17 protein-coding genes are annotated in these 21,643 nt (G+C 43.1%); 5 read left to right on the top strand and 12 right to left on the bottom strand.

All coding sequences use genetic code 11. The annotated features are described in order from the left end of the window. Positions 1 to 112: 112 nt before the first annotated feature. The 8 genes from H6G28_RS00175 to H6G28_RS00140 all read right to left on the bottom strand — a co-directional run bounded on the left by H6G28_RS00175 (position 113) and on the right by H6G28_RS00140 (position 7,909). A complete protein-coding gene (locus H6G28_RS00175) occupies positions 113 to 1,735 on the bottom strand; it encodes a mucoidy inhibitor MuiA family protein (RefSeq protein ID WP_190667980.1) in 1,623 nt (540 codons plus the stop codon). Positions 1,736 to 2,011: 276 nt separating this feature from the next. Further along, positions 2,012 to 2,941 carry a LysR family transcriptional regulator gene (locus H6G28_RS00170; protein ID WP_190590487.1) on the bottom strand — a complete coding sequence of 310 codons (930 nt, stop codon included), beginning with the start codon at positions 2,939 to 2,941 and terminating at the stop codon, positions 2,012 to 2,014. A gap of 273 nt (positions 2,942 to 3,214) precedes the next feature. Continuing rightward, positions 3,215 to 4,012, bottom strand: coding sequence for a beta-carboxysome assembly protein CcmO (ccmO, locus tag H6G28_RS00165; RefSeq protein ID WP_190667977.1), 798 nt, complete (start codon positions 4,010 to 4,012; stop codon positions 3,215 to 3,217). A gap of 139 nt (positions 4,013 to 4,151) precedes the next feature. Continuing rightward, positions 4,152 to 4,898, bottom strand: coding sequence for a beta-carboxysome scaffolding protein CcmN (gene ccmN, locus H6G28_RS00160; protein WP_190590489.1), 747 nt, complete (start codon positions 4,896 to 4,898; stop codon positions 4,152 to 4,154). Between the two features lie 178 nt (positions 4,899 to 5,076). Beyond that, a complete protein-coding gene (gene ccmM / locus H6G28_RS00155) occupies positions 5,077 to 6,747 on the bottom strand; it encodes a beta-carboxysome scaffolding protein CcmM (protein WP_190667973.1) in 1,671 nt (556 codons plus the stop codon). A gap of 108 nt (positions 6,748 to 6,855) precedes the next feature. Continuing rightward, positions 6,856 to 7,158, bottom strand: coding sequence for a beta-carboxysome shell vertex protein CcmL (gene ccmL / locus H6G28_RS00150; RefSeq protein WP_062293088.1), 303 nt, complete (start codon positions 7,156 to 7,158; stop codon positions 6,856 to 6,858). A gap of 6 nt (positions 7,159 to 7,164) precedes the next feature. Continuing rightward, on the bottom strand, positions 7,165 to 7,512 hold the full coding sequence (locus tag H6G28_RS00145; protein ID WP_015111750.1) for a carbon dioxide-concentrating mechanism protein CcmK: 348 nt from the start codon (positions 7,510 to 7,512) through the stop codon (positions 7,165 to 7,167). An 88-nt stretch (positions 7,513 to 7,600) separates the two neighbouring features. Next, positions 7,601 to 7,909 carry a carbon dioxide-concentrating mechanism protein CcmK gene (locus H6G28_RS00140; RefSeq protein ID WP_010995042.1) on the bottom strand — a complete coding sequence of 103 codons (309 nt, stop codon included), beginning with the start codon at positions 7,907 to 7,909 and terminating at the stop codon, positions 7,601 to 7,603. A 656-nt stretch (positions 7,910 to 8,565) separates the two neighbouring features. Here H6G28_RS00140 and H6G28_RS00135 point away from each other — a divergent pair. The 3 genes from H6G28_RS00135 to cupB all read left to right on the top strand — a co-directional run bounded on the left by H6G28_RS00135 (position 8,566) and on the right by cupB (position 13,292). Then, complete coding sequence (locus H6G28_RS00135; protein ID WP_190590491.1) at positions 8,566 to 10,422, top strand: NAD(P)H-quinone oxidoreductase subunit F; 1,857 nt, start codon at positions 8,566 to 8,568, stop codon at positions 10,420 to 10,422. 155 nt (positions 10,423 to 10,577) lie between these two features. Next, positions 10,578 to 12,071: an NADH-quinone oxidoreductase subunit M gene (locus H6G28_RS00130; protein WP_190590492.1), complete on the top strand. Its 1,494-nt coding sequence runs from the start codon at positions 10,578 to 10,580 to the stop codon at positions 12,069 to 12,071. A gap of 90 nt (positions 12,072 to 12,161) precedes the next feature. Then, on the top strand, positions 12,162 to 13,292 hold the full coding sequence (gene cupB / locus H6G28_RS00125) for a CO2 hydration protein CupB (RefSeq protein WP_190590493.1): 1,131 nt from the start codon (positions 12,162 to 12,164) through the stop codon (positions 13,290 to 13,292). A gap of 79 nt (positions 13,293 to 13,371) precedes the next feature. On the opposite strand, the gene H6G28_RS00120 is transcribed toward cupB, so the two are convergent. Next, positions 13,372 to 13,680, bottom strand: a complete 309-nt coding sequence (locus tag H6G28_RS00120) for a P-II family nitrogen regulator (RefSeq protein WP_190590494.1) — start codon at positions 13,678 to 13,680, stop codon at positions 13,372 to 13,374. Between the two features lie 4 nt (positions 13,681 to 13,684). Beyond that, complete coding sequence (locus H6G28_RS00115; protein ID WP_190590495.1) at positions 13,685 to 14,656, bottom strand: sodium-dependent bicarbonate transport family permease; 972 nt, start codon at positions 14,654 to 14,656, stop codon at positions 13,685 to 13,687. Positions 14,657 to 15,186: 530 nt separating this feature from the next. Here H6G28_RS00115 and H6G28_RS00110 point away from each other — a divergent pair. Together H6G28_RS00110 and H6G28_RS00105 are read left to right on the top strand one after the other, a co-directional pair. Next, complete coding sequence (locus H6G28_RS00110; RefSeq protein ID WP_190667969.1) at positions 15,187 to 16,752, top strand: efflux RND transporter periplasmic adaptor subunit; 1,566 nt, start codon at positions 15,187 to 15,189, stop codon at positions 16,750 to 16,752. Between the two features lie 351 nt (positions 16,753 to 17,103). Further along, positions 17,104 to 20,235, top strand: a complete 3,132-nt coding sequence (locus H6G28_RS00105; protein ID WP_190667967.1) for an efflux RND transporter permease subunit — start codon at positions 17,104 to 17,106, stop codon at positions 20,233 to 20,235. A gap of 209 nt (positions 20,236 to 20,444) precedes the next feature. On the opposite strand, the gene H6G28_RS00100 is transcribed toward H6G28_RS00105, so the two are convergent. Together H6G28_RS00100 and H6G28_RS00095 are read right to left on the bottom strand one after the other, a co-directional pair. Beyond that, positions 20,445 to 20,675 (bottom strand): hypothetical protein, encoded by a 231-nt coding sequence (locus H6G28_RS00100; protein WP_190667964.1) that lies wholly within the window; start codon positions 20,673 to 20,675, stop codon positions 20,445 to 20,447. A 186-nt stretch (positions 20,676 to 20,861) separates the two neighbouring features. Continuing rightward, on the bottom strand, positions 20,862 to 21,620 hold the full coding sequence (locus H6G28_RS00095) for a DUF928 domain-containing protein (RefSeq protein WP_190667962.1): 759 nt from the start codon (positions 21,618 to 21,620) through the stop codon (positions 20,862 to 20,864). Positions 21,621 to 21,643: the final 23 nt, after the last annotated feature.

Raw genomic sequence — 21,643 nt, 5'->3', positions numbered from 1 at the left:
ATCAGCAATTCACTACTGATGCTACTTGTAGTATTTTTTATTTGTAACACTTAAGAGGTAAGATCCGATACAGGACAAGTATAAAGCCATCTCATCTGGATTGGCGCAATATCTACATATCTAAACCAACTACAGTTACTTCCGGTGGGTGTTCCAGGGTAAATTGATAATATATCTCCCTTCGCTCTTGAGGTAAAACGGTTAATTCCCATTCTAAAATTCCCATCTCTCCCAGGGGAATTTGTGGTTGAATGCGAGTGAGGCGAATTTTAATTTGCTCGTTGCGGCTCACAGGTAATTGTTCGGTAATTTTTAAATTAGTTTCTTGATTGAGTAAGTTAGTAATTAATAACCGATAAGCGTAAGTAGTGCGGCGTTGATTGACAATGATTCTTTTATCAACTTGTCGCTCAACTAAGTTACGTTCAATTTTTAAACTTTCATCAATGCCTAAGTTCAAGCTAAATTCTTGTCCTGGCGCAATATTTTCTAATTGAGTTTTACCAACAAAAATACTATCTCGAAAAATATTGGCTTTTCCTGGTAATAAAGTTGCGCCATCAGCACTGTTTTTGACATTAGCTTGTAAATAAGCAAAGCTGACTAAACGCGGCATGGCGACATAATGAAAAACACAAGGATAATCATCATTAAAAATTGTATTTTTATGGGGTGCACCGTCACTAGGAATATTGCTACCACCATTGAGTTTAAAAGTCACAACACTACCTTCTTTAGCTACTGTCGCTTTGACATTTTCTGCCGTTATGAAAGCATCATCCTCTAAATCCTCTTCTTCTGGGGAAAACATAGCTTCAGCTGCCGCAGGTGCAGCCGCTATGGTGGGTAATGATGGCCGGGGTAAAACTCGTTGCAATGAGCGCGAATGTAGGGTGTCAATGTACCAAGGTTCTAGTTTTGGTGGTAGAGTGCCTAACCCTGGTTTCGCGGTGGAGAGGGTGAGTGCCACATCTTGCCAATCTTCGCCAGTATTTTGCGTAACTTCTGCCAGATAGCTTAAATTTACCGACTGACTGGCACTATCAACTCGTAAGTCATAAAAGGGAGTCCAGCCAGCACGATTGACAATGTAGGACACTTCTAGTTCAAATTCGCCAGCACCAGCAACTTCAACACCAACCACCAAGTTAAAACTTTCTTTGGGATGGGGTGTTTGAATGTTGTGTAATGTGGCGCGGAGTGCTTGTAGTTGCTTATCTAATTCCTGTTGTTGACTGTGACAATCACCAGATGCGATCGCATATTCACTATACTGGCTGCCCAAAAAATTCAAAAAATCTAAGGTTTCGCTGAGACTGAGATTTTTGCGGGACAAACTTTGAGCAAATGGTTCTTCGGTTTTTTCCCGCAAACCCTCAATAAATTTTGCCTGTAAAGCTAAGGCATCAATTTGCGCCTGAAGATTGCGTTTTTCCGCTTCTATTTGTTGAATTTGGCGGGTTAACTGTGCTACTCGTTCGGCTACTGGTTCTGTAGTGTAAATGCGATCGCTACTCACTCCCAATAAGCTTACTCCTACAGTACCTGCACCGCTCACCCGCACAGAATCAGTTTCGAGAGTGACCGGCAGTGAATTAATCACCAATTCCCTTTCCACCCCTACCAAAGCAACTACACCTCGGCGTGTCACTAAGGCTTGATTACTGTAAACCGTCACGGCTACTACCTGGGTTGGGACTGTTTTTCTCAAAGAAGGAGTTTCCAGGTTTGTCACTGCCAGCTTTCCCCCATATCAAATGACTCTGCTGGTTAATTTTTTAATGGTTCAGGTACTTTCCGTCAAGCAAGTGGAAGATATAGCAGTGGAAGTATGGGTTAGGAGAATTAAAAAGTACAAATGCCAAGAAAGAGTAACAATTTTACCTCCTGCCTGGTTGGTGAGCGACTTGCCTTGAGCGTTCGCGCAGCGTCTCCGTCAGGAGAAGCCGAAAGGAGTCGAACCACTGGTTGGTGAGCGAAGTCGAACCACTGCCTTCTGCTATATCAAACCTCAATCAACAGTGCTGTAAATAGGTAGTTCAGTTTGTTCAACAAATGTTTTAGCAGCATCCAGCAAATACTCATAATAAGTCCGAGCCACAATTGATAACTGTTTTCCTGCCGGATAAACCATATACCAAGCTCGTTTAATCGGGAAGTGCTGCACATCCAAAATACTAAACTCCGAAGCATCTGAGAGTAAAGTATGACGGGATAAAACAGAAATACCTAAACCACCTGCGATCGCTTGTTTAATTGCTTCATTACTCCCCAATTCCAGCTTGACATTTACCTTTACCCCATGTTCTTCTAACAAAGCCTGCACAGCGCGGCGAGTTCCTGAACCGGGTTCACGCATAATAAAAGGCTCATCGTTTAACTCGTGAATTGGAATATTTTTCTCTTTGGCTAGACGATGATTTACTGGTGCAAAAACTACCAAAGGATTGTCTAAAAACGGCTCACAATTCACATCCAAATGTTCTGGAACCTGACTCATAATGTACAAATCATCCAGATTATTCATCATCCGATCAATAATTTTTTCGTGATTTGTGACTTGCAGCGAAATATCAATTCCTGGGTAACGCTGACAAAATGGCCCCAACAAACGCGGAATAAAATACTTGGCTGTGGTAATGACTGCTAAACGTAATTGCCCTTGCTTTAGCCCTTTTAAATCCGCAACTTTCATCTCAAACTGAGCAATAGTCTCAAAAATCTGCCTGCAAGTGGCAAACAGTTCTCTACCCGCCTCTGTCAAATACAAACGTTTCCCCACCTGCTCAAACAAGGGCAACCCTACAGATTTTGTCAATTGCTTAATTTGCATAGAGACAGTAGGTTGAGTCAGAAATAATTCTTCCGCAGCACGAGTAAAGCTACCATGCCGAGCCGCCGCTTCAAATACCTTCAACTGGTGTAGCGTCGCTTGGTTCAAGGGTGATTCTCCTCTAATAGCGATCTATAGATATAAAACTAGTATCACTAAACACCTACCAATCAAGCAGTGTCGCTCATACAAAGTTATGAGTTTTAGTATAGAGAAAAATCTATTTTCGCTATTAAAAGAAAGATATTTGATTTATAGTCCGTAAAAGTTATGATCAAAACAACAAGCGAAGCGTAAGATGCCTTCCAGCCAAGATGAATGCTGAATACTGAATGCTGAGGAGAATTTTCCCACGATTCATCCCTCAAAATTCACAATTCATCATTCATCCTTCCATAATTCTTCAGTAATTTTTGTGGGTAACTTGGCTAAATCAGGCAACTGAAGTACCTCTAACTCGGCTACTTGCTCCTTAATATTCACTGGCATCTGGATGGGTTGGCGTTCTTCTATCCAACAACTTGCCACAGGTAAAGTTTGTTCCAACTCATCCAAAGGCCGCGGAATCACCATCACTGCGTTCAACTCCCCAATCCGTTCTGCTTCATACATTCCCGCTTCCACTGCGACTGCGACATTAGCCACAGAGCCACGAATAATAGCTGTACACAAACCAGCACCGATTTTTTCATACGCAGCCAACTGCACATCGGCTGATTTCAACATGGCATCGCAAGCTCCTACCATCGCCGGAAACCCCCGTGTTTCCACCAATCCAATCGCTAAATTACTCAGACGGCTGTAACTACCTTCCTCCATGTATTTACTTAATCTATTTGTAATTGGCAGCACTACATCTAGATTGGGAAACGGGCGAGGAATTACCAAACTAGAAACCAACTGACCAAACTGTTCAGCAGTTTGCACACCTGATTCTACTGCCAGCCGAACATCAGCAATACCACCCCGTACAATTGCTGTACAGTGACCACTGCCAATTTTTTCATATCCCACTAGGTGAACCCCAGCAGATTTTAACATCATATCAGCCGTGCCAACTATGGCTGGAAAGCTGAGGGTAGATACCAAACCCAAGGCAGTGTCCTTGAAGTTATCTCTATCTCGTCGACGTGATGCTGCCCGAACAGTACTAAGGGACTGTTGATTATATGTGTCCATGTGAATTCTCCAGGATACTCACAGTCTATGCTAAAGGTAAGCGAAAGGCTGAAGAATCAAGAATAAAAGATGAAAGCGGTCTTTTTCATCCTTCATAATCCATACTTCATAACTTTAGGGGACAACTTACAATTAACACTTATTCAGGCGGTTCGTCAGACTTAGGATTGTTCAAGGATTGCCTATGGGGAAACAATGTTGTTAATAGCCTGTGAATACTTCCTTGCCCATAAATTTGAGTGCCAAATATATCTGGAGACTCAGAATTTTCCGCACTTACTTCTGATGAACTAGCAGTAGTTTCATCGTTTTGGTTCGGAGGTGGTTGGGCAGAGGGTGTGGGCGAAGGTTGAGGAATCGAAATCGACTGGTGCGTTAACTCCAAGAAAGCAGAAGCGGAGAGATTAGTAGAGGAAATAGAAATCGGTTTGGCCTCAGTTTCTCCTAAATTATTGTCTTCTGGTGGTTGCTGTTGAGTATCAGGAACAGCAGCATCACTGATGGGTGGTGCTGGCACTTCGGCAAGACTAATCTGACGACTAGTATCTCCTAACACTGAGCTTGGTGGTATGACTGTTCCTGGTGCGACAGAACAGTTAAAAACTGTTGTGGCTGCACCAATACAAGCATTTGTACCAATTTTGCCGATTCCTACCATCAAAAAGCCGGCTCCTAGGTTAGCCCCTGCTTCTATTTCCAGGGTTCCTTCATTGACTTGGAGAATTGACCCCATACCAATACAAACACCAGGGCCAATAATGATTTTGCCGTTGGTAGCCGCTTGGAGTATGACACCAGGTGCTAATACTGCACTGGGATGAATGATCACCTCGCCACTAATATAAGGGTCAAAGTTATTGTGGAGGCGCAGTAGCGGCACAGACATGGAAAATTAAACCTCGGAAGATAGAAGTGCCGAGTGCTGAGTGCAATTACAGCATCTTCAGTTTAGAAATAAAATGAGTAGTTTACTAAACTGACTTGCCTTTAACTCAGCGAGAAGCCGGAGCGGCGGCTTCCGCCGCTCTGAACTTCGGTGATTCAGCACTTTCAACTCAGCACTTCTACGGACGTTGAATAATTGTTTCTAACACACGACGTTTGGCTTTGGGGTCAATGCCAATCAAGCGCAGGTATTCACCTTCATATTCAGACAGGTATGCTTCTAAAGCTGCGATCGCATCTCTTTCTGATCTAGCCTCAATTTGGCCACAGCTAGACCAAGAACCAGTCCGAAAACGTCTTTGGTCTACGTGTTCAGCACTAATTTTGTAACCGCCAGCCAGCAATTGCCGTAACTGGTCTACAACTTCTGCATTCAAACGGTTGCTGCTGACAGGCGCTGTTGCTGTTGCTGTTGCCGAGCCATAACTGCTGGTAGCAGCGTAAGATTTTTGGCCATTCGAGGGCGCAACTGGGCCATTCGGTCTTTGAATAATACTTTCTAATACCCGGCGTTTAGCTTTCGGGTCAATGCCAATCAAGCGCACATATTCACCTTGATGGCTTTCAATACATTCTTCTAAGGCCGCTACAACTTGGTCGGCTGAAGTAGCTTCTATCGGCTTACAACTAGCCCAAGAGCCAGTCCGAAAACGACGCTCATCTACGTGTTCTGTCCCAATTTTGTAGCCACCAGCCAAGAGTTTGCGGATTTGGTCTACAGTTTCCGCACTGATGGAACCAATTCCAGCACTGCTACTATGACCATTGCCGTTGTAGCCAGCACTACCTGTACTTGCGGGAGCTTTAAAGCTGGTAGTTGGTTGAACTACACCATCTGGGCGTTGAATAATAGTTTCTAACACCCGACGCTTACCTTTGGGGTCAATCCCAAATAAACGCACGTACTCACCACTATGGTCTGCCAAACAGCCTTCTAATGCTGATAAGGCTTCATTCAATGATCTGGGTTCAATTGGCTGACAGCTAGTCCAACAACCTGTACGGAACCGTCTTTGATCTACATGTTCTGTACCAATTTTGTAACCTTGCTCCAGTAGATAGCGTACTTGATCGACTGTTTCTGCACCCAAGCTATTGCTCGCCACTTCACTACTCCTTTCCAACTCTAAAACAGTTAAACCATTACTACTTGTATAAGATTTAGCTAATTCATCCCGGATGGGTGCAATACATTTGTTATCAGCAGCACAAAGATAACCAGCCCGCAGTGCCTGATTAATTCCCACAACATGATGGGCAAATTGCTGGTCTTGGTTCTGCACATCTGGCAGACGGTCAGCTTGCTGCTGGCTGGTGATTATCGCTCCCGACGGTACATATTTACCTGGGGGAATTTCTACATCTTGTATTAAAGCGTGCATCATCACGATGCAACCTGCGCCTACTCTGGCATTAAATACTGTGGAGCGAAAGCCAATAAAGCAGCTATCCCCTACATACGCTGGGCCATGAATCAAAGCCATGTGGGTAATGGAAGCATTCTTCCCAATCCACACCGAGTATTCATTGCCATCATCACCGATGACTCGGCCTTGCTCCAACCCATGAATCACTACACCATCTTGGATATTGGTATTTTCACCGATGTAAAAAGGTGTACCTTCATCCGCCCTAATCGAAGTCCCTGGAGCGACGATTACATTTGCACCAATCCGTACATCTCCAATCACGTTGGAGAAGGAGTGGACAAATGAGGTTTTGTGGATTTCTGGCTCAGCTAAACTTCGTGACCACGGGGTTGGGGGTGCCGCCGTGCTGCTGACTGCCATTGCGAGATTCCTCCTGAATTAAGCTTTTTGTCTGTTAGTCTTGGGTCACTTGTCCCTTGTCCTTTGTTCTTTGTCTCAAACCAATGACTAATGACTAATGACTAATGACTATCTATATTGGTCTTTTTTACTGTAAATCAGGCGATCTTGAACATGAATAGTATCAATTATCGCCACCACTGCTGCATCCAAAGGGCGTTGTTCGTTGCCAAGAATTTGACGAGCGGCGCTGCCACGGCTGACTAGCACCCACTCATCTACTCCTGCGCCTACGGTATCTGCTGCTACCTCGTACTTTGGTAAGGTATTTCCTTCTTCATCCACTAACTGCAACATCAGTAGTTTGACACCGCGAAGACTTGGATCTTTTTGAGTGCTAACTACTGTGCCACGTACTTTGGCAATTTGCATTATATGTTATGGTCTTCTACCGCCGAAAGGTCGAATTGCGTTAACATTTTCCCGGAATTGCTCTACGTCTTCTGTATAACGAATTGGCAGGACGTATTCTAAGTTTTCATGGGGACGAGCAATGATGTGTGTCGATAGCACTTGTCCGCCATTAACTCGCTTCACTGATTCCACACCTGCTGCTACAGAAGCTTGGACTTCGGAAACATCACCCCGCACAATTACTGTTACCCGACCACTACCGATTTTTTCGTAACCTACTAAGGTTACACGGGCAGCTTTCACCATCGCGTCAGCAGCTTCTACTACTGCTGGAAAGCCAAGTGTTTCTACCATTCCCACTGCAATTGACATTAGTTTTGATCCCTATTTAAATTTTCTCAAACAAACAAAAGCCTAGCTCAAGCAAGCAACCCCGTTAGTCATTTTGTATTATCGACTGTTAAGTGCGAAACTGTTCCACTGCTTCTGTGTAACGAATCGGCAAAACATATTCCAAGTTTTCGTGGGGACGAGCAATGATGTGGGTGGAAACCACTTCACCACCATTTACTCTTCTGGCTGCTTCAATTCCAGCTGCAACTGAGGCTTGCACTTCCGAAACATCACCCCGCACAATGACGGTGACACGGGCGCTACCAATTTTTTCATACCCTACCAATGTTACACGGGCGGCTTTAACCATCGCATCAGCAGCTTCTACTACTGCTGGAAAGCCCTTTGTCTCAATCATTCCAACTGCAATTGGCATCGCAGAAACTCCTAAAAATTTAATCCAATCAGTACTGTGGTTTGAAAATTGTGACGGGGAAGCTCATCTTGAGCTAAAAGACACTTCCAAAAATAAGCATAGGAAAGCTTGGCTCCCCTGGCAATATAAATTAGTATAATAGTTTATAATAAAAAAGTTTTAAAAAACTTAATTCTTTGTCATACGGTGTTTCTGCTCTGTTTAAGTCCACTGATTCCAAGAGCAGGCGCTTATGCTTTATAATTTTTTTATTACATATCCAAATCGCTGTTCATAGCCAAGACTAATCGTCTCTGGTGAGGAAGGTAAAACTACTGCATCTTTTACAGTTTCTATCTTTCCTCCGTTTTGTGGTATGTAAATAGGAATATCTAAAAAGCATATAACTTTTTTAAATATATCTGATAAATATCTCTGCTAAACATCAGAAATAGAAATTTACAAATGAGTATGGTTCCAATGAAAGGTGGAGAATTTGAATATGTAAATAAATTATGTTAGCTGACATTTAGGCATTAATTTTGCAATCCTAAAAATTATTACACATTTTTTAGAAACCAAATTTAACATAGATTTTCATCCAAAAAGCTAAGTCAAAGATGATTTTTCAAAAGGTAAAAAAAATTCAGGCAGAGTTGTAAAGGTAAGCAAATTAAATGAATCAGTTTCTATTTTCAACAAGTTGGTGTGTGCCTTTGTATAGCTTGATAGGCGCACTTTTAACTTTGCCCTGGGCGATGGGAGTCATTAGAAGGACAGGCCCTAGACCAGCAGCTTATATCAACTTGTTGACTACTGTTTTGGGTTTTGCCCATAGCTTGTTTGTCTTTAAAGATGTTTGGGACAGAGAACCAGAGAATTTACTGGTTAGTTGGTTTCAAGCGGCAGATTTAAACTTATCCTTTGCATTAGAACTATCGCCTGTGAGTATTGGGGCGACTGTTTTAATCACTGGCTTAAGTTTGTTGGCACAAATTTACGCTTTGGGCTATCTAGAAAAAGATTGGTCTTTAGCACGCTTTTTTGGGCTACTGGGATTTTTTGAAGCGGCATTAAGTGGTTTAGCTGTTAGTGACTCTTTATTTCTCAGTTATGCTTTGCTCGAAGTCCTGACCCTATCTACATACCTGCTGGTGGGTTTTTGGTACGCACAACCTTTGGTGGTGACAGCAGCGCGGGATGCTTTTTTAACTAAGCGGGTGGGCGACTTGTTGTTGCTGATGTCTGTGGTGACGCTTTCGAGTTGGGCTGGCAGTTTGAATTTTTCGGATTTGTATGAGTGGGCGCAAACCGCAGAATTAAGCCCAGTGGCCTCTACATTACTAGGTTTAGGATTAATTGCGGGGCCAGCAGGTAAATGCGCTCAGTTTCCTTTGCATTTATGGTTAGATGAAGCGATGGAAGGGCCAAACCCAGCTTCGGTGATGCGAAATTCGCTGGTAGTCGCTGGTGGTGCTTATCTACTCTACAAACTGCAACCAATTTTGGCTTTATCACCAGTGGCGTTGAATGCGCTGATAGTCATGGGTTCAGTGACGGCAGTAGGGGCCACTTTGGTGTCTTTGGCTCAAATTGATATTAAGCGATCGCTCTCCCACTCCACTAGTGCATACATGGGACTGGTGTTTTTGGCGGTAGGGATGCAGCAAGGAGGTGTAGCTTTAATGCTGCTGTTGACCCATGCGATCGCCAAAGCATTATTATTTATGAGTTCGGGTTCGGTAATTTATACCACCAATACCCAAGATTTAACTGAAATGGGCGGTTTATGGTCGCGGATGCCAGCTACCACTACCGCCTTTGTTGTGGGTGCGGCTGGGATGATTACATTACTGCCACTGGGAAGCTTTTGGGCAATGTTGTCCTGGGCTGATGGTTTGGTGGCTATTAGCCCTTGGGTAATTGCCATTTTAGTCATTGTAAATGGTTTCACAGCCTTAAACTTGACGCGGGTATTTCGCTTAATCTTTTGGGGTAAACCACAGCAAAAAACTCGCCGTACACCGGAAGTCGGCTGGCAGATGGCATTGCCAATGGTAACGCTGACCATCATGACCTTACTACTACCCCTGATGCTTCAGCAATGGTACTTACTGCCCAGCCGGGAAAGTATTAATTGGTATGTAGTATCAACATTGCTGGTTTCGACTGTAGTTGGAGTAGGTATTGGTTCAACAATGTACCTGCATAAAGCTTGGTCAAGATCCAGAATTTTGGTATGGCGATTCTTACAAGACTTGTTGGGTTACGATTTTTACATAGACAGGATCTATCGGGTGACAGTAGTTGGGGCAGTCGCCTTTTTATCTAGGATATCGGCTTGGAGCGATCGCTATCTTGTTGATGGCTTAGTAAACTTTGTGGGTATTTTCACCATTTTTGGTGGGCAAAGTTTAAGGTACAGCATTTCTGGCCAATCTCAAGGCTATATGTTCACCATCCTGGTTGTGATCAGCATTTTGGGTTTCTTCATCAGTTGGTCATTAGGACTGCTGAACAACTTGCATTTTTAACAGTGCTGAGTGCTGAGTGCTGAGTGCTGAGTGCTGAGTGCTGAGTGCTGAGTAAACAATACTAATCCCTACTCCCTACTCCCTACTCCCCATTCCCTACTCCCTACTCCCCATTCCCTACTCCCTACTCCCCATTCCCTAATTCTCTCGAAACTATGCTGAGTGCATTAATTGTGCTGCCATTGTTAGGCGCAATCATCATTGGTTTTTGGCCTGCTGTTCTGGATGGCAAACTTGCCCGTGTTATGGCGTTTGTCTGTGCTGGTACTACCTTTTTGTGGTCAGTTTTTCTCGCCATTCAATTCAACCCAGGAGAAATTAGTCAACAGTTTAGTGAGTTTATTCCTTGGGTAGATGCCATCGGGTTAAGTTACAACCTTGGAATTGATGGTTTATCTTTGCCGCTACTGGTGTTAAATGGACTGTTGACTTGTATTGCTATCTCTAGCAGCGATAGTTCCCAGCAACGTCCCCGACTGTATTACTCGCTCATATTACTGTTAAGCACAGGGGTAACAGGTGCTTTTTTGGCACAGGATTTACTGTTATTCTTCCTGTTTTATGAACTGGAACTGATTCCCCTGTATCTGCTAATTGCTATTTGGGGTGGTGCGAAAAGAGGTTACGCCGCCACCAAGTTTTTAATTTACACAGCCATATCTGGGATTTTGATTTTGGCAAGTTTCCTGGGTATGGTTTGGCTGAGTGGTGGTTCCAATTTTGCCTTAGCTAACTTGAATGCAGCATCTTTACCACTAGCCACACAAATCTTATTGCTAGTAGGGCTTTTGGTCGGTTTTGGGATTAAGATACCACTGGTTCCCTTCCACACTTGGTTGCCTGATGCCCACGTTGAAGCCTCTACACCCATTTCTGTATTGTTAGCTGGAGTGCTGTTGAAATTGGGGACTTACGGCTTACTGCGGTTTGGGATGAACTTGTTACCCGATGCTTGGAGTTATGTCGCGCCTTGGTTAGCAACTTGGGCAGTCGTAAGTGTGCTTTATGGTGCATCTTGCGCGATCGCCCAAACGGACATGAAAAAAATGGTAGCCTATAGTTCAATTGGACACATGGGTTATGTATTGTTAGCGGCGGCGGCTTCTACACCTCTGAGTGTCTTGGGTGCTGTGATGCAAATGATTAGCCACGGTTTGATTTCTGCCCTGCTGTTTTTGTTGGTTGGCGTAATATACAAAAAAGCAGGTAGCCGTGATTTAGACGTGATTCGCGGCTTATTAAATCCTGAACGCGGAATGCCGGTGATTGGTAGTTTGATGGTTTTGGGAGTGATGGCCAGTGCAGGTATCCCTGGGATGGTCGGATTTATTTCAGAATTTGTGATTTTCCGGGGCAGTTTTCCGGTTTTCCCAGTGCAAACCTTAATATCGATGCTGGGAACTGGTTTGACGGCGGTTTACTTCTTAATTCTGATGAACAAGGCATTCTTTGGACGCTTGTCTGCACAGGTAGATAATTTACCACGAGTTTACTGGAGCGATCGCCTGCCATCTGTCGTGTTAGCTGTAATCATTGTGATTTTTGGTATTCAACCTGCTTGGTTATCTCGCTGGAGTGAACCCACAATTACCGCCATGATGAATGTAGATCAGGTAGTGGCAACAGTCTCGGTAGAAAAATTAAAGTAAAAAGTAAAAAAGCAAAAAGTAAATTTTTTTTACTTTTGCCTTTTTACTTTTGCCTTCTTATTGACTCATTCCCAATTTGGAGAACTGGCAATGGTAACTATTAAAAATAAACCCGGCTCACATCCTTTAGCTGAGTATGTAGAAAGATTACAAACAGGTGGGGCATTATTGCCTGACAGCAAAGAAAATGTATTAGAAGTAGTTGGCATCCTCAAAAGTTATGGTGTGGTTTTAGATGCCTACTCTAACAATCTTATCTACATTGCTGACCATCAATTTTTAGTATTTTTCCCCTTTTTTAAATACTTTAATGACGAATTTTCTGTGGCAAAATTACTGCGTCACTGGTGGCACGATCGCATAAATTACGAATATGCCGAATATTGTATGAAAGCCATGATGTGGCATGGTGGCGGCGGCTTAGATGCTTACTTAGATACTAAAGAATTTCAAGAACGCGCCAAAGCAGTAATCACCGCTAAATTTAAAAATAATCCCTTTGTTTTAGGAGTAAACCAATTATTCCCTGACTTTTTAACGGAACAATTGCGAGTTTCGGCTTACTACAGTGGCTTGGGTCAATTTTGGCGCGTCATGGCTGATATTTTCCTCACCTTATCTGACCGCTATGATAACGGCGAAATTACATCAATTGCCCAAGTTGTAGACCACATTAAAGCAGGTTTGGTAGCCGATGCCCTCAAGCCAATCACATATTCTGTCAAAATTCAAGATAAAGCCTACGACATTATCCCTAAAAGTGTTGGTTTAACATTTTTAGGAGATACAGCCGTACCTTATGTTGAGGCTGTTTTCTTCCGGGGAACTCCATTTCACGGCACAGTTTCTTACAATGCCCAAGCTTATCAAATTTCCCCAGATCAAGGCCGATTCCAGTATGGTGCATTGTACGCTGATCCTTTACCGATTGGCGGTGCTGGTATTCCGCCTACCTTGCTAATGCAGGATATGCGCCATTATTTGCCAGAATACTTGCACGCTGTTTATCGTCGTCGTCCGCGTGGGGAAGATGATTTACGAGTACAAATCTGTATTAGTTTCCAAAAGTCCATGTTTTGCGTCACTACCGCCGCAATTTTAGGATTGATGCCTTATCCTGCGGACACTCAAGAACCATCTGAACAAAATGCCAACCGAATTTACCTAGAAAAGTGGATGGATAGATTTACAACCTCACGCTTAAGTGATGTTAATAGTTAAAGTGCTGAGTGCTGAGTGCTGAGTGCTGAGTGCTGAGTAAAAAATTTAATCCTACTGACTAGTCTCTAGCCTCTTTCACTCACCCCACACATCTAGTAGTCTCAATTTCAATTGCATCAGAAATAAAGCAAACTCCGCCAAACTTATTTAGAGTTTGTCGGACATTTGACTCTACCAAAGACAATTTTTCTGGTGGAAAAAAGGCAATGATATAAACATTGTCTAGCATTGTCATTGCTAAATCATTGGTGATGGTGCCTCTTGTACCTTTGCCGGCTACATCTTTGATAACTGAATGCCCCTTTACGCCTGCCTTTTCTAAAGATTCTAAAATTTTACCGAGTTCAACATAATTGGCAAAGATTTCTATCCGTTTTACAGGCTGCATAATCTTACCTCCAAAATAGATTAATGCCGTATAAATAGAGCGGGATGCCGACAATGATATTAAAAGGAAAAGTCACAGCTAACGCCGTTGAAACATACAAACTTGGATTCGCTTCTGGAACGGTGAGGCGCATAGCTGCTGGTACAGCAATGTAGGATGCACTGGCACACAGCACAGAGAATAACAAGCTATCTCCTTGGGACATTCCAATAACTTTCGCAATTAATAAAGCTATGCCAGCATTGAAAATTGGTACTAGTATCGCAAACAAAATCAGGAAAAACCCAGTTTTTTGCAAATCTTTTATTCTTCTGGCAGCTAAAAGTCCCATATCCAATAAAAAGAACGTCAGCACGCCATAAAACATATCTTGGGTAAAGGGTTTTAAGGTTTGCCAACCATGTTCTCCGGTGAGAATACCCATGAATAAGCTACCAACTAACAAAAAGACCGAACTGTTGAGAAAAGCTTCTTGTAATACTTCTGACCAATTAAATTCGCGATCGCTTTCATCAACTGTAAAAACCTTAACTAATATTAACCCTACAACAATGGCTGGTGATTCCATTAATGCCAAAGCTGCAACCATAAACCCATCAAAACTTATTCCCAGTTGCGTCAAAAAAGAACTGGCAGTAATAAAAGTTACAGCACTAATTGAGCCATAAGTAGCTGCGATCGCAGCTGAATTATAAGTATCAAGCTTAATTCTCAGAATAAAAAATGTGTAAACAGGAACAACACAAGCCATTAACATCGCGGCTAAAAGCGTCAGGATAACTGATTGAGTAATTCCACTTTTAACCAGTTCCACTCCACCTTTGAACCCAATGGCAAATAACAAATACAACGATAATAATTTCGGTATTGGTGCGGGAATTTCTAAATCTGTTTTAACTAATACCGCCAAAATACCTAAAAAGAAAGCTAACACAGGTGGATTTAAGATGTTGGATACAATCAAGCTGACATCCATAATTCCACCATGCCTCCAAAAATTAGCTGAATACTCATAAACAAGTTTAGGGTAATATCGTACACATCGAAAATTCTTGGGAATATATTCAGCAAGGTTAGGGGCTAGAGGTTATAGGTTACAGGTTATAGGTTACAGGCTAGTCAGTAGGATTCAATTTTTTACTCATCACTCAATACTCATTACTCAGCACTTTTTCTTGCCTGTTTTGCTGACACACATTTCTATCGTCAGAAGGACGCGGGATTTGGGAAATTAGCGTAATTTTATGCTGGTGTTGATTACTGGAGTTTTTTTAGGTACTCCCGATGGCACTCTTCGGCGAACAATAGTTTCTATTTATCTACATTTTACCTATAAATAAGGTTTTTACTGAAATTATAAATAATTAAAACTTATTATTACACTCACAAATTTAGGGGCTAAAACTACGAAAGCTGATATTGCCGCGATCGCCCTTGCCTGACTTAGTTTATACACATTTTGGTCTCCTCCAGATATAATGCAAGCAAGTACTTGCATGAAAAGCCATGTCCCAATCTGAGTTACCTGATTCACAGTTTCCGCTTGAAATAGAACAGCCTGTTACTACGGACTCTCATCAGGCTCAACCAACAGATTCTCCATCTGAACCAAAACTGATCTCCATAGCTAATAAAAAGCGGCCTTGGCCTGTAATTTTAGGTGTGGTGTTGTTAATTGCAGGTCTTGGTGTTGGTTGGCGTTGGTGGCAAACTAGTCAAGGGAATAATGCACCTGCTGGGGCTGCTGCTGGTCAACCGATGGGAGTTCCAGTGAAATTAGCCACGGTTGAAGATGCAAAAATTCAGGAAACGTCAGAATTAGTTGGGACTTTGGATGCACCACGCTCAGTTACACTCAAACCAGAAATTGACGGACGCATCACCCAGATTGTATTTCAAGAAGGCGATCGCGTTTCTCAAGGACAAGTAGTGATTCGCTTGCAAAGTGATGATGCTCAAGCGCAGTTACTCCAAGCCAAAGCCTCTCTTGAACAAGCCCAAGCACGTCTGGCAGAACTGAAAGCAGGCACACGCTCAGAAGAAATTGCCCAAGCCAGAGCGCAGCTATCACAAGCCCAAGCACGTTTACGAGATGCTCAAACAGGCTCCAGTCCCGAAGAAATGGCCCAAGCCGAAGCTCAAATAGAATCTGCTAAATCTGACTTAGCACTAGCAAAATCCCGCGCCGAACGCTACAGCAACCTGCAAAAACAAGGCGCAATTTCCGAAGATCAGATGGAAGGCTATTTGAAAGAACAACGCAGCGCCGCCGCCGCCTTAGTAGTAGCACAAAAACGCCTAGAGCAACTCAGCAAAGGTAGACGTTCAGATATTAGTGAATTAGAAGCAGCTGTTGAGCAGCAAAGACAAAACTTAAGACAACTAGAAAACGGCCCCCGTCAAGAAGAAATAGCCCAAGCGCGATCGCAAGTTACCCAAGCCGCAGCTCAAGTCAAAGCCGCCGAAGTACAATTGCAATACACCAACGTCCGCGCTCCCTTTACTGGACTGTTAGGCGATATCCCGGTAAGAGTCGGCGAATTTGTCAGCAAAGCCGACAGCCTCACCACCCTCACCAGAAATGACTCCTTAGAATTAAACATCGCGGTTCCCCTCACCCAAGCCCAGCGAGTGCGCGTCGGTTTACCAGTGCAGATGCTTGATGCTCAAGGACAAGCCACCGCTACAGGTAACATTAGTTTTATTTCACCCAACGCCAATTCTACTTCGCAAACAGTTTTAGCCAAAGCCACCTTTAGAAATGGCAACAGACTACTATTGAACCGCCAGTTAGTCCAAACAAAAATCATTTGGGCTGAACGTCCCGGAATTTTAGTGCCTGTCACAGCAGTATCCCGCCTTGGTGGAGAAGCATTTGTATTTGTGGCGCAAGCACCAGAAAATCCCAAACCCGGAGCGCCATCTTTAGTAGCTTTGCAAAAACCAGTCAAATTAGGAGCCATTGAAGGTAGTAATTACCAAGTCCTAGAAGGACTCCAAGCCGGAGACAAAATTGTAGTTTCAGGCATCCTCAACTTAACCAACGGCGCACCCATCGCTCCTACTCCCTAATTTTTTATGAGTGTAGTTTTTTTAGAATCATGCTTGCTAGGAGATAAGGAAGAAAAGCTGATAACTGCGTTTAAGAAAGTTCTGACTAACCCTTGGATAACAAACCTACACCTATCAGTATTCCTACTCCCTACTCTCTAAAAAGTGTAGGTTTTTAACAGAGTGATGAGTAGCGACTCTAAAAATCAAGATTTAATTAGAGTTCTATCCCCCTTACACCCCTACACCCTAAATCAATGTTTTTGGGACAGAACGTAAAAACCTAAACCTGTCAACTCCCCACTCCCCACTCCCCACTCCCCACTCCCCACTCCCCACTCCCCACTCCCCACTCCCTACTCCCTAATACCTATGTTTGTTGATTTTTTCATCAAGCGACCAGTCTTTGCTACGGTCTGTGCAATCATTATCCTGCTGGTGGGATTAATTAGTATTCCCACACTGCCCATTGCGCGATTTCCCGATATTAGTCCTACACAAATTAACGTTACAGCCAACTACAGTGGAGCCAGTGCCGAAGTTGTCGAAAGCGGTATTACTAATCTCTTAGAAAGACAAATTAATGGTGTTGAAGGTCTAAAATATATGACCTCCAGCAGCAGCAACGACGGTACAAGCAATATTACAATTACTTTCGATGCTTCACGAGATAAAGACTTAGCTGCTGTTGATGTGCAGAATCGTGTTTCCATTGCTGAGGCACAATTGCCAGATGTTGTGCAGCGTACGGGAGTTAGGGTCAGTAAGCAATCTAACAATATTCTCCTGGCAATTGGTTTATATACCGAAAATAAAGAGTATGACAACACTTTTTTGAGCAACTATGCTGACTTGTACATAGCGGATGCACTCAAGCGAGTCAAAGGCGTGGGAGATGTCAGAATTTTTGGTGAACGCCGTTATGCGATGCGCCTGTGGTTAGATCCCAATCGGTTAGCGACACGGGGATTAACCACAGAAGATGTCACCACAGCATTAGCGCAACAAAACTTGCAAATTGGTGCAGGCAGAATTGGTCAAGAACCTGCACCCCAGGGACAACAGTATCAAATTGATGTGCGTGCTGCCAGCCGACTCACAGAACCCGCCGAATTTGAAGAAATTGTGATTAAAACCGAAGATGATGGGACTTTAGTCAAACTCAAAGATGTTGGTCGGGCAGAATTAGGTGCAGAAAATTACAACACATTTTTGCGATTTCGCGCTAAGGATGCTGTCGGCTTGGGTATCTATCAAGTTCCTGGAAGTAATGCCTTAGATGTCGCCAAGGGTGTGAAAGCGGCAATGGCGGAATTGGCTCCGAGTTTTCCACCAGGTATGAAATATCAGGTAGCTTTTGACACAACTTTGTTTGTGGAAGAGTCCTTAGCCGAAGTTGTGAAGACTCTGATTGAAGCTGTAGTGTTGGTTGTGATTGTAATTTTCTTGTTTTTGCAAGACTGGCGAACCACATTGATTCCAGCACTGACGATTCCCTTAGCCTTAGTGGGGACGTTTGCTTTCGTTAAAGTATTTAACTTTTCGATTAATAGTTTGACCTTGTTTGGTTTGACACTGGCATCAGGGATGGTGGTAGATGATGCGATCGTTGTAGTGGAGCAAATTAGCCGATTTATTCAAGATAAAGGCATCAATCCCCGCCGCGCCGCTAGTGAATCAATGGCAGAATTATTTGGGGCTGTAATTGCGACTTCCTTGGTGTTGATGGCGGTGTTTGTTCCAGTGGCGTTTTTTCCAGGAACCACAGGGGCATTATATCGGCAATTTGCCTTAACTATCGCTTTCTCCATTGCCATTTCCACTTTTTTGGCTTTGACACTCACACCTTCATTGTGTGCTTTGCTACTGCGCCAAGGACAAACACCTCCAGGTTGGCTGGGCTGGATTTTTAACCAGATTAACAGATTTTTGGAGTGGGTAAGACAAGGATATCAGCGATCGCTTGGTTTTCTCACACGCATTAAAAGTGTGATTATCGGTCTATTTATCGTTTCTTTGGGGATGACTGCTTGGTTGTATACCAGCGTCCCGACAGCCTTCCTCCCCGACGAAGACCAAGGTTACTTCATCACAATTCTTCAAGGGCCACAAGGAGTATCGCTGCAATACACCAGCGATGTCATGTCCAAAGTTGAACAGGAAATCCTACAACTTCCCGAAGTCGTGGGAACTTTTGCAGTTGGTGGTTTTGGTTTCAGTGGAAGTACTGCCAACAGTGGTATTATCTTTACTACCCTCAAACCTTGGAGTGAGCGTGAACGACCAGATCAGACAGTCCAAGCCCTCATCGGTAAACTACAAGGCAAGTTTTTCGCCATTCCCGAAGCCAGAGTCTTTGCTGTAAACCCCCCAGCCATTCAAGGCTTAGGGAACTTTGGCGGTTTTACTTTTCAACTCCAAGACCGCAGAGGTAACGGCGGCTTAGATAACCTAGTGCAATCAATGGGTCAATTGCTTGGTCGTGCCAATCAAACCCCCGGACTGCAACGTGTATTCACCACCTTTGCTGCTAACACACCCCAGCTACTTGTAGAAGTAGAACGAAACAAAGCCAACTCCCTGCAAGTGAATGTAGATGATATCTTTACTACCTTACAAACTGCCTTGGGGTCGCAATATGTCAACGACTTCAACCTCCAGCAGCGCAACTATCGGGTATATGTCCAAGCTGATGAACAGTTTCGTTCTAACCCCCAAGATATCGGTAAACTCTACGTTCGTTCCCGCCGAAACGAAATGATTCCTTTGAGTAATTTAGTAACAATTACTCCCACCACCGGAGCGCAAACCATTAACCACTATAATTTATTCCGCTCCATTGAAATCAACGGTGCCGCCGCACCAGGCTTTAGTTCTGGAGATGCTATCCAAAAAATGGAACAGGTAGCAAAACAAGTTTTACCCCCTGGTTATGGCTATGAGTGGTCAGGTACATCTCTAGAAGAACTCGCTTCTGGCGGTTTAGCTCCTGTGATTTTTGGTTTAGGATTGGTCTTTGTATTCCTAGTATTAGCGGCTCAATATGAAAACTACATCGACCCTTTAATTATTATGCTGTCAGTGCCTTTAGCAATTTTTGGCGCACTGTTAGCCCAATCAATGCGGGGTTTTCCTAACGATGTATATTGTCAAATTGGTTTAGTAATGTTGATTGGTTTGGCAAGTAAAAATGCAATTTTGATTGTGGAATTTGCCAACCAATTGCGAGAACAAGGGCTATCAATTACCAAAGCCGTCATAGAAGCTTCTCAAGAACGGTTGCGTCCAATTTTGATGACAGCTTTTTCCACACTTTTAGGGATTTTTCCCTTGGCTGTAGCCACCGGTGCTGGTGCAGGTAGCCGTCAATCTCTGGGAACAGCCGTGTTTGGTGGAATGTTAATTGCGACATTCTTAAGTTTGTTTGTTGTTCCTGTCTTATACATTGTGATTAAGTCACTAACAGAACGATTAATTAAACCACGTCACGAAGAAACAATCTAAATCTAGGGGTGTAGGTGTTCACAACCCTTACACCAATTCACAAAATTACTGATAAAAATCACTTTCTCTGCGCCTCTTTTTTTGTTCGCCGAGCGAAGTCGAGGCGCTACTTTTATATCTATATCACTTTATAAAGTGAAATTGTATTACAACCATTCTTAACAGACAATCTTTCTACATAAGTTCTGATACCAAGTTCCCTAGTCTGATTAACGACTACCAGCAATAACTAGTCGTTCAGGCAAACCACCATCTACCATTAAATCTGATTGTATGTGAGACGCAGACATCCGATTTAATGATGCGTGATTGATCTCAGATGTGGCAGTCAGATTAGTGAGAGTTGTGGCGGTATGAAAGCCAGGTAAAGAGTAACCAAAGGCAATTAATCCAGATGCCAGAGAGGAGGCAATTAACTGAGAGTAGAATTGTGTTGTCATGATATTCTCCTCTGATAAACAATGCTGGCAATACCGCCACAATTGTTAATAGGGAGAAGATTGTCTGAGTATGCACATTATCAATTTTTAGGGTGCGTCAGATTTGGAAAATTCCTTGATTTCTTCGGAATTATCGCTGCTGATGCACCCTACAGTTAGTTTGATGATGAAGTTTCAGTCTTGGAATTAAGGTGTAGTCACTTCCGAGGTCTGATTGATTGGTTGGAGTAGATTTGTTTCTGGAACTAATGGTGCTTCAGCCACTTCAGTGTCTAATTTTACGCCCTCTGTTGTTAATAAACTTACCCAGTCAGCTTTGAGTGCCGAATCTTGAGGGCTAGAGTAGCGTAACTGTGCCAAAGTATTAAGAGCATCTTGCCAAATGCCAGCATCAGCATAAAGTTTTAAACGTTCTGGCAAAGAAGCGTTGTCTACTTTATTCATCAATTGTGGATTATCAACCCGTTGGATAGTTCCTTGAACTAACTTATCTGAAGAACGGTCTTGAGTATTGCAAATAATTGAAAAATTCCATCGATATTTTTGACCTTTAGCAAGGGTATTATCTGGGAGGCTCACACCAACTACACCTGCATTACCATTGGGTTTGTACTTTTGTTTGTGTACCTCTTGCTCATTGTCATCTTGAACTACTAATTCTACTTCCGGTGCTTTATTTTCCGGGATATAAAAATATAAGGTAGGGTTAGCTACAGTGGTGAGTCCAATATTTGAAATCGGCACAATAGCAGTCAAATTTTGATTCTTCGCAACACAATTTACCCCGCGTGAACCCCCTGGAACTCTTCTACCAGGGCCTTTACCTAAGTCTGGTAAATTAATCTTCACTTCTGCTTGTACGGGTACTAAAGAACTGACAATTGCTAATCCGACAATTGCAGAGATTGTGGTAGACAACAATTTTCGTGATAAAAGGTTGTTCATAGTTATGTACTTCTGGGTTAGAG

The sequence above is a fragment of the Nostoc sp. FACHB-190 genome, from assembly GCF_014696905.1.
In the GTDB taxonomy this organism is placed as follows: domain Bacteria; phylum Cyanobacteriota; class Cyanobacteriia; order Cyanobacteriales; family Nostocaceae; genus Nostoc_B.
This window is presented reverse-complemented; position numbering and strand designations above follow the sequence as displayed.

Coding starts and splice junctions, on each gene's coding strand:
- H6G28_RS00105 (WP_190667967.1), top strand. CDS start 17,104: ATGTTTGTTGATTTTTTCATCAAGCGACCAGTCTTTGCTACGGTCTGT.
- ccmL (WP_062293088.1), bottom strand. CDS start 7,158: ATGCAAATTGCCAAAGTACGTGGCACAGTAGTTAGCACTCAAAAAGAT.
- H6G28_RS00120 (WP_190590494.1), bottom strand. CDS start 13,680: ATGCAGCCTGTAAAACGGATAGAAATCTTTGCCAATTATGTTGAACTC.
- H6G28_RS00145 (WP_015111750.1), bottom strand. CDS start 7,512: ATGTCAATTGCAGTGGGAATGGTAGAAACACTTGGCTTTCCAGCAGTA.
- ccmM (WP_190667973.1), bottom strand. CDS start 6,747: ATGGCAGTCAGCAGCACGGCGGCACCCCCAACCCCGTGGTCACGAAGT.
- H6G28_RS00115 (WP_190590495.1), bottom strand. CDS start 14,656: ATGGATGTCAGCTTGATTGTATCCAACATCTTAAATCCACCTGTGTTA.
- H6G28_RS00095 (WP_190667962.1), bottom strand. CDS start 21,620: ATGAACAACCTTTTATCACGAAAATTGTTGTCTACCACAATCTCTGCA.
- ccmN (WP_190590489.1), bottom strand. CDS start 4,898: ATGTCTGTGCCGCTACTGCGCCTCCACAATAACTTTGACCCTTATATT.
- H6G28_RS00100 (WP_190667964.1), bottom strand. CDS start 20,675: ATGACAACACAATTCTACTCTCAGTTAATTGCCTCCTCTCTGGCATCT.
- H6G28_RS00135 (WP_190590491.1), top strand. CDS start 8,566: ATGAATCAGTTTCTATTTTCAACAAGTTGGTGTGTGCCTTTGTATAGC.
- ccmO (WP_190667977.1), bottom strand. CDS start 4,012: ATGGACACATATAATCAACAGTCCCTTAGTACTGTTCGGGCAGCATCA.
- H6G28_RS00110 (WP_190667969.1), top strand. CDS start 15,187: ATGTCCCAATCTGAGTTACCTGATTCACAGTTTCCGCTTGAAATAGAA.
- cupB (WP_190590493.1), top strand. CDS start 12,162: ATGGTAACTATTAAAAATAAACCCGGCTCACATCCTTTAGCTGAGTAT.
- H6G28_RS00130 (WP_190590492.1), top strand. CDS start 10,578: ATGCTGAGTGCATTAATTGTGCTGCCATTGTTAGGCGCAATCATCATT.
- H6G28_RS00140 (WP_010995042.1), bottom strand. CDS start 7,909: ATGCCAATTGCAGTTGGAATGATTGAGACAAAGGGCTTTCCAGCAGTA.